Here is a 14,988-nt window from a genome sequence, read left to right on the forward strand (position 1 = left end):
GCCAAACTTAATGAACTAAGGAGGAATTCTAGTGCATACGATTAAAAAAGGAACCAATAAATTTTATATTGGTGAAACGGAAGAGCGGTCGAAGGCAGAAATCACATTCAATGAACAGGATGGGTCAGTCATTGTGATTGATCATACATATGTAGCCGATGATTTACGTGGGCAAGGAGTTGCAGGCGAGTTAGTAGATAGGGTTGTATCATATGCCAGAGAGCATGGGAAAAAAATTAATCCGGAATGCAGCTATGCGAAAAGTAAAATGGAAAAAACATCGACTTATCGTGATGTTTTGGTATAGGTACTTTGAATGAAATAGTTAGAAATCTACTAACATGAGAGACTTAAAGCAGGTATCCTAAATGGAATTCCTGCTTTTTTTCATGGATTATTAGTACAGTAGAAAGTTTGTATTTTAAACTATACGATCATTTAGAAAAATGGTAGAATTGAACCAGATGTTTTTCGACAAAATTCGCTGTTTTCCAACAATAATGATTAATTAAATGGAATAACTGCTAGAAGTTATTTTCCACCGGGAGATAACTTTTTTTGTAATAGGATGTGATGATGCTCATGGTTAATTCTCAACGTAAAGGATTCATATTATTAATGGTAATTATCGTATTATTTTATGGATGGATTTTTTTATTTTGGGAAAATAGTTTTCTGCGATCACTAGGTGCCACTATATTTCCTATCCTTGCTGGCGGGATAAGTTGTGTCTGGTTAATTAGAGCATACGTAAAGAACTCCAAAAAAATAAGATATTTTTGGCTTATTCTAGCTATGGGAATGTTAATATATACGATATCGCATAGTAGTTGGTTGTACGTTGTCATTACAGAACAAGCTGTTGAGCGGAAAATTATTTCAAGTATATTATGGTGTAGTGCCTATTTCTTATTCCTCGTTGCATTAATTTATCGAATAATAATATTGCGTACATCCTTACTGAACAGACACTATATTTTTTATACTTTTATATTCATGATTGTCGTAACGACAATAAGTATCCATTACGTTGTAACGCCAATTGTAATGTCACCACATAATACACCACTGGAGAAGTCTCTTACACTTGTATATACAATCATTGATATCGGTATTCTTTTTGCGATTACAAGTCTGTACTATTTTTCTCGGAATAGTAAAGACAAAATAATTCTATCATATGTTGTTTTAGGGTTCTTTTTACTCATATTTGCCGATGTATTATTTGGATATATTGATCTGAAATTTGCCTCTTCGTATGGGGGATTAATTGATCCATTATGGGTAGCAGGATTAATTATTATAGGTTTATCTGCCCTCCGATCAGAGGTGAATCACGTTGAATCAGGTATGGAGAGAATCCTTTTCTTTAAAGGTGTAGAGAATATATTTCCATATTTAAGCATTCTGATTCTAACTTTTTTAACATTAAAGAGCTTACATTGGAATTTTAATGTGTTGGCTATGGGATGGATCCTTATATTTTTTCTGGTGTTAGCAAGGCAGTTCATCGTTATTAAGCAAAATGAAAAATTAGTCGATGAATATAGGTATTTAGCATATCACGATCCGTTAACGAAATTACATAATCGCACACAATATAAGTTGGATATTAATAAGATTATGAAGTTGGCGAAAGAGTTGGATAGGAAAGTCGCTATACTCATTATCGATTTGGATCGTTTTAAAGATGTTAATGATACTTTAGGACACTATATTGGTGATTGTTTGTTAGTAGAAGCTTCCAAACGATTACAAAGCATATTACATCCAGATGAAAAAATCTATAGAATTGGTGGAGATGAATTTATTATCATTCTTCCTCATATTAAAGAAGGGAATTTAGAGGAGAAAGCAACCACTATTTTAAAGCAATTTGAAGAAGCATTTTCGGTTAGGGAATATGAAATAAATATCACCCCGAGTATAGGAATAAGTCTATATCCTCAAAATGGAGAAGACAGTGAAACCTTAATGAAAAATGCGGATTCTGCGATGTATTTAGCAAAAGACAGAGGCAAGAATAATTTTCAATATTATAATGCGAAATTAAATAAATATATAACCAGAAAGATTATCATTGAAAATGCCTTACGAAAGGCCATGGAGAATGAAGAACTTTATCTCGTTTATCAACCTAAAATTGATCTACATACAAGAGAAATGCGTGGAATGGAAGCTTTGTTGCGCTGGGAAAGTTCGGAGTTAGGGACTATTTCACCCGCAGAATTTATACCGATCGCTGAGGAAACTGGACAAATAATAGCAATCGGAAAATGGGTATTAAAGACAGCCTGTAAAAGAAATAAAGAATGGCAGCAAAAGGGACTACCATTTCAATGTGTTTCTGTGAATGTTTCTGTTCGTCAATTTCAGCATTCGGATTTCGTGAATACGGTGGAAGGTATTTTGCATGAAACAGGGTTGAACCCAAGATTTTTAGAACTAGAAATTACCGAAAGTATTATGCAAAATATAAATGAATCAACTACGGTTCTCAAAGGTCTTAGGGAATTAGGGGTAAAAACATCGATTGACGATTTCGGAACTGGATATTCTTCTTTACACATACTTAGAGAGTTACCTATCGATACAATTAAAATCGATAAGTCATTTATCGATGATGTTGCTGATTCAGCAAAAAGATCTATGGTCAGAACCATTATTGATTTAGGTTTAAATCTGAATCTGAGTGTTGTAGCTGAAGGGATAGAGAATGAACAACAAGCTAAAATACTATCTAGATATAAATGTAGATTTGGTCAGGGGTATTTATTTTCCAGACCAGTGAAAGAGGATGAGTTTGAAAAACTACTTCATACCCAATCTTGAGAGAGTCAGTAATGATTAGGTAAAACAGACAAATGACGTGTTAACGTTATTTTGTCTGTTTTTTATTAATTAAGAAATTGTAATGATAGTGTAATGATAAGGAGACTACAATTAATATAGTAAAAGTTCAAGAGTTGATTGTGTAATATAGGGGGTTTTGTTATGGGGAAACAGCGCAAATTATACAGTCGGTACAGTAAAGAAACAAAATTAGAAGCTATTCGTCGAGTGCTTGTGGGGGATGAGCCAGTTCAACAGGTGATAGCGGATTTAGGTATTAGACATCGCGACAATGTATATGAGTGGATCAAGAAGTATAAGGAACATGGCGTGTCTGCCTTCGACCGTAAATTAAAAGAAGAGTCCACAGAATCTCAATTGAAAGAGTTAAAAGCCGAAGTAGCGGCTTTAAAACGCTATGTAGAAATAGTCGTGCAAGGGGCAGAAGAGAAGTATCAAGCGGTTGATGAATTAAAAAGTCAATTTTCGGTTGAAACATTATGTAATGCATTAGATATTTCTACAGAGGAGTTTATGCAGTATAAAATGCAGCAACAAAATTGTATGGAAGATGAGGCAAGAAGAAAGAAGGTTTATCTTCACAGAAATTCGTGTAGGGTATCGGGACATTAAAAAACCTGCCACTCCTTGAAGTGGTAGGTTGAGACTAATTTCTTTCTAGATCTTCAGAAATTTGTTCGAATAGAAGATCTATTTTACGTTGTACTTCTACAATCCAGTCATCGTAAAGAGGGATGACCAATTTCTGATCCGATTGCCAAATTAAGTCATCATAAAATTTTTCTTTCTGAGTAAAGTCTTTTTCTATCCAGCACACTTCAAGTTTCTGCATATAATTTGTTAAATCACATGAAATGTTTCCTGTTAATGCAACATCCTCCCGATTTATAGTTAAAAATCTATCCAGATTATGCCGTTTGAAAATAGACCTTAAATGATTAAGAGCTACTCGTAAACTATTCTGCGCTTGAGTAAGGTTGCTTTCATACCAAAATTCATTCATAAGTTGTTCTCTCGTAGTGTTTTTATGAAAAGCAAGGTAAGCTAGTAAATTTTTTGCTTTTCGTTGATTCCATTTATCTACTATTTTCTGCCCCTTATACGTAACTGTAAAATCATGAAGTACATTAATTTCTAATGGTTCATCACTTAGATCGGGGTAATATATTTCCAAACTCTGTGAAAACTGTTCTTCGATAACATGTGAAAAAGAGTCAGAGATTCCTTTTTCAATAAAGTGTATGATTAAGAAAAGGAATGTTGTAGGGTTATCTAAGAAAACGAGATTAGATGAATTTGGCACAACATAGCTAACGGATTGCTTTAAATTATTTTGGTAAAGACTCGTTTGTTGAATTGGAAAAAGCGGATCACGATCTCCCTGAATTAATAGAACCTCATTTTCAATATGGTTTAAATCTTTTAATGAAACAGTTTCTGTAAGCATTTTAAATAGTTCATAATACGTAATTTGATTGATGTTCCGATATGCCTCAATCAAAAGGTTTTCTTTCTCTGGTGTTAAAGAGACACAAATTTGTGGAATCATTTGCTTTGCTAGTTTCGACATCTTTCCACTAGTTAGCAAGCTTTTTCTTCGTTCTATTTCTTTCTTTGTAATACTCTCAGGGAAATGCATAAAGACAGATGCGAGAATTAGCTTTTGAACTTTATTTGGGTAGTATTCCTCGATTTTTAACCCTAAATTACCACCAAATCCTAACCCAACGATATGGAAACGCTCGATGTTTAAGTGATTAATCAGCCGATTAAAATCATCTACTAAAATGTCCCACGTAATATTGTCTTCATTTCCTGTTGTTTTTCCGTGGCCACGTATATCGAACAGAACGATGTTAAAATGATTTTGTAAATGGGGAGTAAGAAATCCCCATGTGGTTAAATCTAAACCTAATCCATGAATCATAACTAAATATTCCGCATTATTTTTGCTGGAAGGATAAACGTTGTAATTAATCTTTATATCATGTAACGTTAAATACATAGGTGTACAGTTCTCCTAGAGAGTATTGGTAATTATGATAATAAGTAGCATAATTATATAATACATAGGTCAATTTTACTATTGAAAATCTTAGTCAATTTAGGATTGGTTCGAATTGGAAGGGAGTTTTCTTACATGTATTTGTCGATTGATGAAGCAGCAGAATATCTTTCAATGGAAGTCTCAAAAGTCAGTGCATTAGTGCTTCAAGGGCGTATTCGTGCGATTCATGATGGTGCGCAATATCTTATTAATAAAGACCAATTTACTACTCATTTTGAGCAAGTTGAAAAATATAGGAAAATTATTCAAGAATATTTAAATGAGCCAATACCCGAAGACATCGATGTGAATGATGAGGATTAGGCTATTGAATAGGAGCATTCTCATATGAAAAATAAACATAAAACAAATAATAACTCACTACATTTTACTGTGAAGGAAGCAACAGAATTACTACCATTTCTGTTAGAGGTTATGCCAAATCGTAGTCGTAACTCCGTTAAATCAATATTAACGCGTGGTCAGATTACGGTAGATGATCACTTAGAAACAAAGCATAATTACCCACTGAAACCTGGACAAACGGTAATCGTTCTTAAGAATAAAGCAGCAATCAAACAGGATCAATTAATCGGTATGTCTATTCTGTATGAGGATAACGACATTATTGTTATTAATAAAGAAGCTGGGTTGCTTTCTATTGCAACCAAAAAGGAAAAGCAGCAAACAGCTCATAACCAACTCATGGAGTATGTTCGTAAGCAAGATCCACAAAATCGCATTTTTGTAGTCCATCGTCTCGATAAGGAAACATCTGGTGTGATGATGTTTGCGAAAAGTGAGAAGATAAAACGGAAAATGCAGGACGATTGGAAGCATGTGGTAAAGGAACGTACATATGTTGCATTAGTTGAGGGGAAAGTAGAAAAACAAGCTGGAACGATATCTTCTTGGTTGCGAGAAACGAAAACACATCTTATGTATTCCAGTAATGATAAAAACGGACAACATGCAGTTACCCATTACAAAGTGACTCAATCGAATAACGAATTTTCCTTACTAGAAGTACAATTAGAAACAGGAAGGAAAAATCAGATTCGTGTTCATATGAAAGACTTAGGTCATCCGATCGTTGGAGATAAGAAGTACGGGGCAACTTCAAACCCATTACGACGCCTAGGACTACATGCCAAAATTCTGTCCTTTCATCATCCAGAAACCAATCAATTACTATTATTTAAAGCAGATGTTCCGAAATCATTTTTGGTGAAAGCGAAATAAATAAGCGATGAAGAATCTAACTTTGATTGAAGTAGATTCTTCTTTTACGTTAATCAGTTATTTAATGGTGCTTTCTCAACAACCCTCCCTTTTTTTCCTTCTGTAGTCTCCGCATTTTGAAGGGAGCTGATAATTGCTTCCTCCGTAGATTCAATAACTGCTTGAAAGAGTTGATTCATTACCTTATGACTATCTCGAATGTAGGTGATGGATTCTGTATGACCGTTTGCTTGATGACTATGTTTATTGGCAGTCGAAAAGGCAATGGCTATATCGCCACTACCATTGGCGATATGACTTCCTGTTCTAGCTAATCCAGCGGTTGTGTGTTTTGCCAAGCGTTTTAACTGCCTGTCATAGAGGGGTGCGTCTGTTGCAATAACCATCATGATCGAGCCGTCGGGAGTAGGTATCTCTAGCTTGGGAAAGTCGGCAAACAATGCTTGGTCCCGTTTCCCAAAGTTTGTTAAAACGAGACAACCGACCGTGTACTTTTCATCAGCCGCTGTAACCACTCGAGAGGCGGTTCCAATCCCACCTTTATAACCAAAACACATCATCCCTTTCCCTGCACCAATTGCTCCTTCTTCTACTTTGCCTGAGCTTGCTTTTTGGATTGCTTCTATGGCATGGCTCGGTGTAACTGCTTGTATTCTAATTGAATTCAAGTGACTATCATTGCACTCACCAACAACAATATTGATAGTTCCGGCAGATTCACCGAGTTCTTTATTTTGAGCTAACATGAATTGTAATGTTCCTTCCATAACAGGTCCGACACTAAATGTATTCGTTAACATAATTGGTGACTCTAGTAATCCCAATTCATCCAATTGTATTAACCCACTCGCTTTTCCATATCCATTGATTACATAACTTGCGGCATGGACTTTTTCCGTAAACAGATTTCCTTTATGAGGGAGAATTGCAGTTACGCCCGTACATATGGTTTCCTCATTATTTAATTTTTCGTATAGCGTCACATGGCCAACTTGTACTCCTGCTATATCTGTTATGCAGTTGTTTTTTCCTTTTTGTAATGGCATTTATTACACTCCCTGACAAATTTAATCGTACCATTATTCTATAAGTATTATTTTCTTTAATCAATGTTTTGTATTTTCCCATTACACATATAAAGTGGACTAACCTATGGAATTATATGCTTCCAGAAATAGGTTTAGAATTACCAAACATTCGTTTAGTGTAAGGGAAATTGAACATAATAGTAGTAATAATATCCATATTAGTATATCCAAGTCTACTAATTTAGGTTAGCATGGAGGTATTTTCATGAGAAAACATTTATTCATCGGGCTTGTTGCTGGGATAATTTTTGGATCCGTTTATAATTTTGCGACGCAATCAAGTAGTCGTAATCAAATGGAACCCCCTAAACATTCTGAAATAGAATCGAATACAAGTGATAACGATGAAGCGGAGATCGATGTAATGGCTGAATCGGATGAGGAAAAAGTCGGTTTAAATCGTGGTAATATAGCACCAGATTTCGAGATCACTACATTAACAGGAGAAACGGTGAAATTATCCGATTATCGAGGAGAGCGTGTCATGTTGAATTTTTGGGCTAGTTGGTGTGGACCATGTCGTACGGAAATGCCTGCTATGCAAAAATTCTATGAGGAAAAAGATGTGACAATATTAGCGGTTAATGTAACGGATTCAGAACTAAGTACGAACAATGTGACTGAATTTATAGAGGAGCTTGAATTATCTTTCCCTATTTTAATGGATGAAGAGGGCAAAGTATCAGACCTTTATCGGATAAAACCAATTCCAACTACATATTTTATCAATAGTGATGGACTTGTTCATAATGTCGCTTTTGGTACGATTAATTATGATTTAATGGTTCAAGAATTCGAAAAGATGGATTAGGATTAAATCCTATAGGAACTAACACTATTCCTTTTACAATCCAATTAATTGATTTTCGCTAAAATCGTTGGTAAACTATAAAAAATTAATAGTTTGTTATTCCTTCGGGGTCGGGTGAAATTCCCAACCGGCGGTGATGAAGTATATGCTTCTAAGTCCGTGACCCGCGTGGTTTTTAACCACCGGTGGATCTGGTGAGATTCCAGAGCCGACAGTAAAGTCTGGATGGGAGAAGGAATTTTGGAACGCAAGTATGTTTATATAATTTACACGGGGCAATCGTTTAGATGCTTATTTTGCCTTTAATTATTTTTAGATATAAACCACTTGCCTATAAGAAATTCTGCCCTTATGCCTCTGAAGCCTATTCAGAGGTTTTTATTTTGGCTTTTTTTATAGTTTGTCGTTATTGATGTGAATTGAGAATTACCTTGTGCTCCCGACACCGCTACGGAATTACACTACGCTTTCCGCGGGCTCGCGATAAGCCTCCTCGCTCGCAAAGACCGCTCCCTGTGGGGTCTTATCGTCTTCGCTTTCCCGCAGGAGTCTCCGTGTATTTCCTTCGCTAGGATTGGACCTTTGTCAAGTGGTAGGGTAGTCGACTCCATGAATAGACATCTTTGCTTTCTAGCGCCTAGGAAGCATAACCACGAAGCGTTGCTAGAATACGGAGGCGTAGTTACCGAATTATCCGTGAGGAAGCTAAGGTAGTCCTGCGGAAAGCGAAGTATTCTGTAGGAGCGGTTGTACAGTTATCGATTTAATAAGAGTGGAAGAGAACAAATTCCTGAATAAGTTTCATTACTTAGCAAAATGCGACAATCTATAAAAAAGACCTTACTTTTTAACAAGGGGTGAAATACATGTTTACAGGAATAATTGAAGAAAAAGGTACGATAAAAAATATTAAATATATTTCAGAGCAATCCATTCAAATGACAATTGGAGCGAAAAAGGTATTAGATGATGTAAAGCTAGGAGACAGTATTTCCGTGAATGGAATTTGCCTCACAGTAACCCAATTTTCGGCCGATGATTTTCAAGTAGATGTCATGCCAGAAACAGTCAAATCAACCTCATTAAACGGTTTAACGTCAGGTTCTTCTGTAAACCTCGAACGGGCCATGGCTGCAAATGGGAGATTTGGAGGTCATTTTGTTTCTGGACACGTAGATGGGATAGGTACGATCGTCAAAAAGCAAAAGCAGGAAAACGCAATTTACTATGATATACAAGTGCCACAAGAACTTGCTCGATTTATCTTACTTAAGGGATCAATTACGGTTGATGGAACGAGTTTAACCATTTTTGCTATCGAAGAAAATATATTTACGATATCCCTCATTCCACATACCGTATCCGAAACGGTACTAGGTGAAAAGAAACGAGGGGATATTGTTAATATCGAATGTGATATGCTCGCCAAATATGTTCAAAATATGCTTAACCAACAGCTTACAGAAAAACAAGGGAATATCGATAAAGATTTTTTAATGAATAATGGATTTATGTAAAGGATGTGAACGTTAATGTTTCATACTATCGATGAGGCTATTGCAGATTTAAAAGCAGGTAAACCAGTTATCGTTGTGGATGATGAAAACCGAGAGAATGAAGGGGACTTCGTAGCGCTGTCGGAAATGGCTACCCCAGCAATAATTAATTTTATGATTACGCATGGAAAAGGCTTAGTTTGTACGACTATAGAAAAAGACTTAGCAACAAAATTAGATTTATCAATGATGACGAGTAACAGTACAGATCCACTTCATACAGCCTTTACGATAAGCATTGATCATCGTAGTACAACTACTGGAATTAGTGCGGAAGAAAGATCAAGAACGATTCAAGCAATGATAAGTCCCGAAGCAAGATCAACTGATTTTAAAAAGCCTGGCCATATGTTTCCGTTAATTGCAAAGGATGGAGGAGTTCTTACTCGCCCAGGTCATACCGAGGCATCTGTTGATCTAGCAAAGCTAAGTGGAGCATATCCATCTGGAGTTATTTGTGAAATTATTAAGGAAGATGGTACGATGGCTCGATTACCTGATTTAGAAGTGATGGCTAAAGTATTTGATCTGAAATTAATATCTATTGAGGATGTCATCACGTATCGTAAAACACAAGAAAGTCATGTCGCATATTAAGAATGATAGTAAAGACAAGGAGATGGAGTAATGGGTAAAACATTTGAAGGTAATTTAGTAGGTAGTAATTTAAAGGTCGCTATTATTGTAGGTCGCTTTAATGAATTTATTACGAGTAAACTATTGGATGGAGCAGTAGATACCTTGAAAAGACATGGTGTCGATGAAAGTAATATTGATATTGCTTGGGTACCTGGTGCATTTGAGATTCCACTGGTTGCCCAAAAGATGGCGAATAACCAAGAGTATGATGCTGTTATTACGTTAGGAACAGTAATCCGAGGATCAACACCACATTTTGATTATGTATGTAATGAAGCAGCAAAAGGCGTATCACAAGCTGCTATCCAATCTGGTAAGCCAGTAATCTTTGGAGTGTTGACAACAGAAACGATTGAACAAGCTATAGAGCGTGCTGGTACAAAGGCGGGGAATAAAGGATCTGAAGCAGCAGTATCCGCAATTGAAATGGCTAACCTTGTAAATCAGCTTTAATTATAGTGAAAAAAGGGTAATTGCTTCTTTGTAGAAGTTCTTACCCTTTTTCTTTGAATTGAACAAATGGAAAAATAACGAATTGTACGGTACACTATAGGTTGAGTTAATTGAATGTTTGGAGGAGACTTCAATGAAAATATTTTTATATCAAATTATAGCAATAGGTGTTATTTGGATTGGAATGGCTATTTTTTATTCTGAGATGTCTGATATGAGTAGAACAATCTTCTATGTAGTTACGTCATGGCTCTTATTTTTAATTGTTTTATTCGTAAAGCAAGTATTGAAAAATCGGAAAGAAAAATAACCACGGTTAAACTTTTGAAGTAAAGAAGGTTTTGAAATGCTTACAATTGATAATTTACATAAATCATTTGGCGAGAAAATATTATTTAATCATGTTTCGTGTACAATTACATCAAATGATCGAATTGGATTAATTGGTGTAAATGGTACTGGTAAATCAAGCTTTTTAAAAGTAATTGCAGGATTAGATACGGCGGAGACTGGAGAAATAAGTGCTCCAAAAGATTACCGTATCGAATACCTTGTACAAGACCCTGAACTAGACCCTAATTTAACTGTGATAGAGCAAATTTATTATGGGGAATCTACGATCATGAAAGTCATGCGGGAATACGAGCATGTTTTGCAAAAGCTGGAAAAAGATCCAGCCAATGAGCGTATCCAGGAGCAACTGATGAAGGTTCAACAAAAGATGGATGAGCATGAAGCGTGGGAAGCTAATACAGCTGCGAAAACTGTCTTAACGAAGTTAGGCATTACGAACTTTGATCAAGATATTACTTCCTTGTCAGGTGGACAAAAGAAGCGGATTGCGATTGCCAAGGCACTTATTCAGTCTGCTGATTTGTTAATCTTAGATGAACCAACCAACCATTTAGATAATGAAACGGTGGAGTGGTTAGAAAAATATTTATCTAGTTATAAAGGTGCATTATTACTCGTCACGCATGATAGATATTTCTTGAATCGCGTCACAAATAAAATATACGAATTGGATAAAGGTAACCTTTATATTTATGAAGGAAACTATGAAATATTTCTGGAGAAAAAAGCAGAACGAGAAGCTTTGGAACAGAGTAACCAACAAAAACATGCAAATACACTACGTAGAGAATTAGCCTGGTTGAAACGAGGAGCGAAGGCACGTTCCACTAAACAGAAGGCAAGAATTGATCGCATTCACGATATGAAGGAACAAACCTTCGATACGAATAATCAAAATGTTACGTTTCAGGTTGGCTCCAAACGTCTAGGGAAAAAAGTAATCGAAGTAAGTGATTTGGAAAAAACGTATGAAAACAAATTACTTCTAAAGGATTTTAGCCACTTAATTATACCTGGTGATCGTATAGGTATCATTGGACCGAATGGTTCTGGTAAGACAACATTGTTGAATATAATGGCCAAACGAATCCAACCGGATCGTGGAGAAGTATCTGTAGGGGACACGGTGAAAATTGGTTATTATACGCAGGGTGATGAAGAACTCGATGGCAGCATGCGTATGATCGATTATATTAAAGAAGTTGCAGAAGTTATCCATACAAACGATGGATCCATTATTACTGCCGAACAGATGTTAGAGCGCTTTTTATTTTCTAGGTCTGAACAATGGACCTATATTCGTAAGTTATCGGGTGGAGAGAAAAGGCGTCTATATCTGTTAAAGGTATTGATGACAGAGCCGAATGTTCTATTCCTTGATGAACCTACGAATGACTTGGACACGCAAACACTTAGTGTATTAGAGGAATATTTAGATCAGTTTCCTGGTGTCGTTATAACCGTATCCCATGATCGATATTTCTTAGACCGCGTTGTCGATAAATTATTAGTCTTTCAAGGGCAAGGCAGGATAAAACCCTATTTCGGTAACTATAGCGAATATATAGAGCAAAACAAAAAACAGGATGTGAATTCCAGCAAGCTAAATAAGCCGGAAGAAAAGCCGAAAAAACAAAAGAAAAAGTTATCCTATATGGAACAAAAAGAATGGGATGAAATTGAAGACCAAATTACATTGATAGAACAAAAAATCGAGGAATTAAAAGAGGGCATTGCAGAAGCAGGCAGTGACTCAGAGAAAGTGCAGAAACTCTTTTCCGATCAAAATGAGCTGGAAGTACAACTAGAGGAAAAGATGGAGCGTTGGGAAGAGCTATCCTTGTTGGTAGAGGAATATAATAATATATAACGACTAGCTGGACATAAGGGAAAATCCTTGACCAGCTAGCCTTTTTTATCCTGTTTCATTAAAAAGTACTAAAAATGAGGGACAAAGTGATGAAGCAAGTATATAGTGATATCATTCAATTTCGAGGCAGTCATTATGATTTTGGGTATATGCAAGGTGAGATACTTAAAGATTCCCTAACGATAGCAAATCGCAAAAAACAATGGAAGATTCGAAGGCCACGTTTTTCCATTGATGAGCAGGAAGTAAAGGCGGCAATTATGCCTTTTGCTCCGCAAATTTGGCATGAGCTGTTGGGATTGCAAGATGCACTGGAATGGTCGATGAATGAAGTCCTGCAAGAGTTTGGAGGGTATCGTTTAGCTTATATGAGGAGCGGGTGTTCCATTTTTACACGTTCGGATTATATGATTCGTAATTATGATTATCATCCGAAAACCTATGAAGGACGATATACATTTTTCCAACCAGATGATCAAGGCTATGCTGTAGTTGGTCCATCACAACGAATTACAGGTAGAATGGATGGAATGAATGAAAATGGCCTTGCAATGGGGTATAATTTCATGCACCGAAAGAAGCCAGGTGATGGATTCATTTGTAACATGATTGGCAGAATCGTACTTGAAGCCTGCGCCAATGTGGATGAAGCGATTCAGTTATTAAAAGAAATTCCACATCGTCATTCCTTTAGTTACATTGTTTTGGATAGGAGTGGAGAATCGTATGTTGTTGAGGCGACACCGAGAAGTGTAGAATTGCGTCAATCTAACGTTTGTACCAATCACTTTGAATTGTTACAGCATGAAAATCGCCATCATTTAGATGATTCTTACAAGCGAATGGAAGCCATTCAACGACAACAAGCGAATGCGACAGATGCTTATCAATCGTTTCGGATGTTGAATGATATAGATAAAGGTGTTTTCTCGAGCCAATACAAAAATTGGTCTGGGACAATACATACATCAGCATATTTCCCAAAAGAGAGAAAAGCTTGGTTTGCTCTGGGCGGAAATCGGAAGCCCATTATTTTTGACTTCAATAAATGGCTCCAGGGGGAACGAATAACTACAAAACGCATTTTAGGTGAGATAGATACAGATTTGCCTTTTGTTCATATGGATGAAAATGTGCGCTAAATTGCATGGATTTTTAGTCAAAATGTTGATAAGGATATGAAAAATCTTCCTTATGACTAGAATATTCCCTACTTTCATGTTTAAATGTAGTATAGTTAAGGGAACATAAGTATAATGATCGGTGATTATTGTTAAAATATATGTGAACTACATATGTATAAATAAGTATTTTTACTAGGAGGATATAAAATGAAACTTCTTCAAGTTAGGAAAGGTCAATTTGTTTTTTATGAAAATGAACTCCATCAAGTATATTCTGTTAAACCTATGTTTAAAAAATCAGTTCATTTATATCGTTTGAAAGACATGAAACAGGTATTAACGAGAGCTAGCGAGATAAACTTATATAAACCACAACATAATGATACGTTTATCTTTTATGGCAAACGATATACTATTGATAAAAATAAAAAACCTGAGCCTGGTGATTATATTTTAATTATTAAACCTGCGCCAGACTTTTTGGATCATTACTCGCTAAATGCGATTGAAAAAGTAGAAAGTGTGGAAGACGGAAACGTAGTGACGACGAGAGATAATGGTGTGAAACATCATGAGTACGTTGTTATGGTTCCAGGGCGTTCAGACGCGAGTCAGGAAATTGCTTATTATGATAAGAGTTTGGTACCGGAATCACAACAAATAGAAGATGAATCTATCTCTTACTTAGCCGAGAGTGATGAGAGCATTGCACCAGCTGTTGGTGATATTTACTTAGATGTTCAACAAAATACGAAGGCGATGATAGTAGCTATGACTGAGGATGAAGTTGTATTTGGTCATGGTGTACGAGTGCATGTTGCGGATCTAATAGACGAAAATAAATATAAGCTAGTATTTCGCATAGAAGAGGAATTATAAAAGCGATAACCAAATTATATGACGAACACCCCCTCCAAGTTTAGGTGGGGGTGTTTTTGCATGGAAAATTAC

At 36.0% G+C, this 14,988-nt stretch carries 14 protein-coding genes, 1 pseudogene and 1 riboswitch; of the genes and pseudogenes, 13 read left to right on the plus strand and 2 right to left on the minus strand.

The window, feature by feature from the left end:
- Positions 1-31 precede the first annotated feature (31 nt).
- The 3 genes from ACFSTA_RS16265 (at position 32) to ACFSTA_RS16275 (ending at position 3,465) form a co-directional block, all read left to right on the plus strand.
- Positions 32-307 carry a GNAT family N-acetyltransferase gene (locus tag ACFSTA_RS16265; RefSeq protein ID WP_377557883.1) on the plus strand — a complete coding sequence of 92 codons (276 nt, stop codon included), beginning with the start codon at positions 32-34 and terminating at the stop codon, positions 305-307.
- Between the two features lie 275 nt (positions 308-582).
- Positions 583-2,832, plus strand: coding sequence for an EAL domain-containing protein (locus ACFSTA_RS16270; protein ID WP_377557884.1), 2,250 nt, complete (start codon positions 583-585; stop codon positions 2,830-2,832).
- Positions 2,833-2,994: 162 nt separating this feature from the next.
- Positions 2,995-3,465, plus strand: a complete 471-nt coding sequence (locus ACFSTA_RS16275; protein ID WP_377557885.1) for a transposase — start codon at positions 2,995-2,997, stop codon at positions 3,463-3,465.
- 34 nt (positions 3,466-3,499) lie between these two features.
- Here the strand turns inward: ACFSTA_RS16275 and ACFSTA_RS16280 are convergent, their stop codons facing one another.
- On the minus strand, positions 3,500-4,858 hold the full coding sequence (locus ACFSTA_RS16280; protein ID WP_377557886.1) for an alpha/beta fold hydrolase: 1,359 nt from the start codon (positions 4,856-4,858) through the stop codon (positions 3,500-3,502).
- Between the two features lie 135 nt (positions 4,859-4,993).
- Between ACFSTA_RS16280 and ACFSTA_RS16285 the strand changes: the two genes are divergently transcribed.
- Positions 4,994-5,224: an excisionase family DNA-binding protein gene (locus tag ACFSTA_RS16285; RefSeq protein ID WP_377557887.1), complete on the plus strand. Its 231-nt coding sequence runs from the start codon at positions 4,994-4,996 to the stop codon at positions 5,222-5,224.
- A gap of 24 nt (positions 5,225-5,248) precedes the next feature.
- A complete protein-coding gene (locus ACFSTA_RS16290) occupies positions 5,249-6,142 on the plus strand; it encodes an RluA family pseudouridine synthase (RefSeq protein ID WP_377557888.1) in 894 nt (297 codons plus the stop codon).
- 53 nt (positions 6,143-6,195) lie between these two features.
- Here the strand turns inward: ACFSTA_RS16290 and ACFSTA_RS16295 are convergent, their stop codons facing one another.
- On the minus strand, positions 6,196-7,188 hold the full coding sequence (locus ACFSTA_RS16295; RefSeq protein ID WP_377557889.1) for a DmpA family aminopeptidase: 993 nt from the start codon (positions 7,186-7,188) through the stop codon (positions 6,196-6,198).
- A gap of 247 nt (positions 7,189-7,435) precedes the next feature.
- Between ACFSTA_RS16295 and ACFSTA_RS16300 the strand changes: the two genes are divergently transcribed.
- The 8 genes and pseudogenes from ACFSTA_RS16300 to ACFSTA_RS16335 all read left to right on the plus strand — a co-directional run bounded on the left by ACFSTA_RS16300 (position 7,436) and on the right by ACFSTA_RS16335 (position 14,916).
- Positions 7,436-8,041, plus strand: coding sequence for a peroxiredoxin family protein (locus ACFSTA_RS16300; RefSeq protein ID WP_377557890.1), 606 nt, complete (start codon positions 7,436-7,438; stop codon positions 8,039-8,041).
- A 96-nt stretch (positions 8,042-8,137) separates the two neighbouring features.
- A riboswitch (FMN riboswitch) is annotated at positions 8,138-8,282 on the plus strand.
- 625 nt (positions 8,283-8,907) lie between these two features.
- Positions 8,908-9,558 (plus strand): riboflavin synthase, encoded by a 651-nt coding sequence (ribE, locus tag ACFSTA_RS16305; RefSeq protein WP_377557891.1) that lies wholly within the window; start codon positions 8,908-8,910, stop codon positions 9,556-9,558.
- A gap of 15 nt (positions 9,559-9,573) precedes the next feature.
- Positions 9,574-10,185, plus strand: a pseudogene (gene ribB, locus ACFSTA_RS16310) (3,4-dihydroxy-2-butanone-4-phosphate synthase); the annotation flags it as partial.
- A gap of 39 nt (positions 10,186-10,224) precedes the next feature.
- Positions 10,225-10,689, plus strand: coding sequence for a 6,7-dimethyl-8-ribityllumazine synthase (gene ribH / locus ACFSTA_RS16315; protein WP_377557892.1), 465 nt, complete (start codon positions 10,225-10,227; stop codon positions 10,687-10,689).
- A 133-nt stretch (positions 10,690-10,822) separates the two neighbouring features.
- A complete protein-coding gene (locus ACFSTA_RS16320; RefSeq protein WP_377557893.1) occupies positions 10,823-10,999 on the plus strand; it encodes a hypothetical protein in 177 nt (58 codons plus the stop codon).
- A 36-nt stretch (positions 11,000-11,035) separates the two neighbouring features.
- Entirely contained in the window at positions 11,036-12,913 is a 1,878-nt protein-coding gene (locus ACFSTA_RS16325) for an ABC-F family ATP-binding cassette domain-containing protein (RefSeq protein WP_377557894.1), read from the plus strand.
- A gap of 89 nt (positions 12,914-13,002) precedes the next feature.
- Positions 13,003-14,055, plus strand: a complete 1,053-nt coding sequence (locus ACFSTA_RS16330; protein ID WP_377557895.1) for a C45 family autoproteolytic acyltransferase/hydolase — start codon at positions 13,003-13,005, stop codon at positions 14,053-14,055.
- Between the two features lie 189 nt (positions 14,056-14,244).
- The gene (locus ACFSTA_RS16335; protein ID WP_377557896.1) at positions 14,245-14,916 is read left to right on the plus strand and encodes a hypothetical protein; all 672 of its coding nucleotides are present in this window, start codon (positions 14,245-14,247) and stop codon (positions 14,914-14,916) included.
- Positions 14,917-14,988: the final 72 nt, after the last annotated feature.

This window comes from Ornithinibacillus salinisoli, assembly GCF_042684965.1.
Taxonomy (GTDB): Bacteria; Bacillota; Bacilli; order Bacillales; family Amphibacillaceae; genus Ornithinibacillus; species Ornithinibacillus salinisoli.

Excerpts from the sequence above, each read along its gene's own strand:
- ACFSTA_RS16270 (WP_377557884.1), top strand. The coding sequence starts at position 583 with ATGGTTAATTCTCAACGTAAAGGATTCATATTATTAATGGTAATTATC.
- ACFSTA_RS16275 (WP_377557885.1), top strand. The coding sequence starts at position 2,995 with ATGGGGAAACAGCGCAAATTATACAGTCGGTACAGTAAAGAAACAAAA.
- ACFSTA_RS16280 (WP_377557886.1), bottom strand. The coding sequence starts at position 4,858 with ATGTATTTAACGTTACATGATATAAAGATTAATTACAACGTTTATCCT.
- ACFSTA_RS16285 (WP_377557887.1), top strand. The coding sequence starts at position 4,994 with ATGTATTTGTCGATTGATGAAGCAGCAGAATATCTTTCAATGGAAGTC.
- ACFSTA_RS16290 (WP_377557888.1), top strand. The coding sequence starts at position 5,249 with ATGAAAAATAAACATAAAACAAATAATAACTCACTACATTTTACTGTG.
- ACFSTA_RS16295 (WP_377557889.1), bottom strand. The coding sequence starts at position 7,188 with ATGCCATTACAAAAAGGAAAAAACAACTGCATAACAGATATAGCAGGA.
- ACFSTA_RS16300 (WP_377557890.1), top strand. The coding sequence starts at position 7,436 with ATGAGAAAACATTTATTCATCGGGCTTGTTGCTGGGATAATTTTTGGA.
- ribE (WP_377557891.1), top strand. The coding sequence starts at position 8,908 with ATGTTTACAGGAATAATTGAAGAAAAAGGTACGATAAAAAATATTAAA.
- ribH (WP_377557892.1), top strand. The coding sequence starts at position 10,225 with ATGGGTAAAACATTTGAAGGTAATTTAGTAGGTAGTAATTTAAAGGTC.
- ACFSTA_RS16320 (WP_377557893.1), top strand. The coding sequence starts at position 10,823 with ATGAAAATATTTTTATATCAAATTATAGCAATAGGTGTTATTTGGATT.
- ACFSTA_RS16325 (WP_377557894.1), top strand. The coding sequence starts at position 11,036 with ATGCTTACAATTGATAATTTACATAAATCATTTGGCGAGAAAATATTA.
- ACFSTA_RS16330 (WP_377557895.1), top strand. The coding sequence starts at position 13,003 with ATGAAGCAAGTATATAGTGATATCATTCAATTTCGAGGCAGTCATTAT.
- ACFSTA_RS16335 (WP_377557896.1), top strand. The coding sequence starts at position 14,245 with ATGAAACTTCTTCAAGTTAGGAAAGGTCAATTTGTTTTTTATGAAAAT.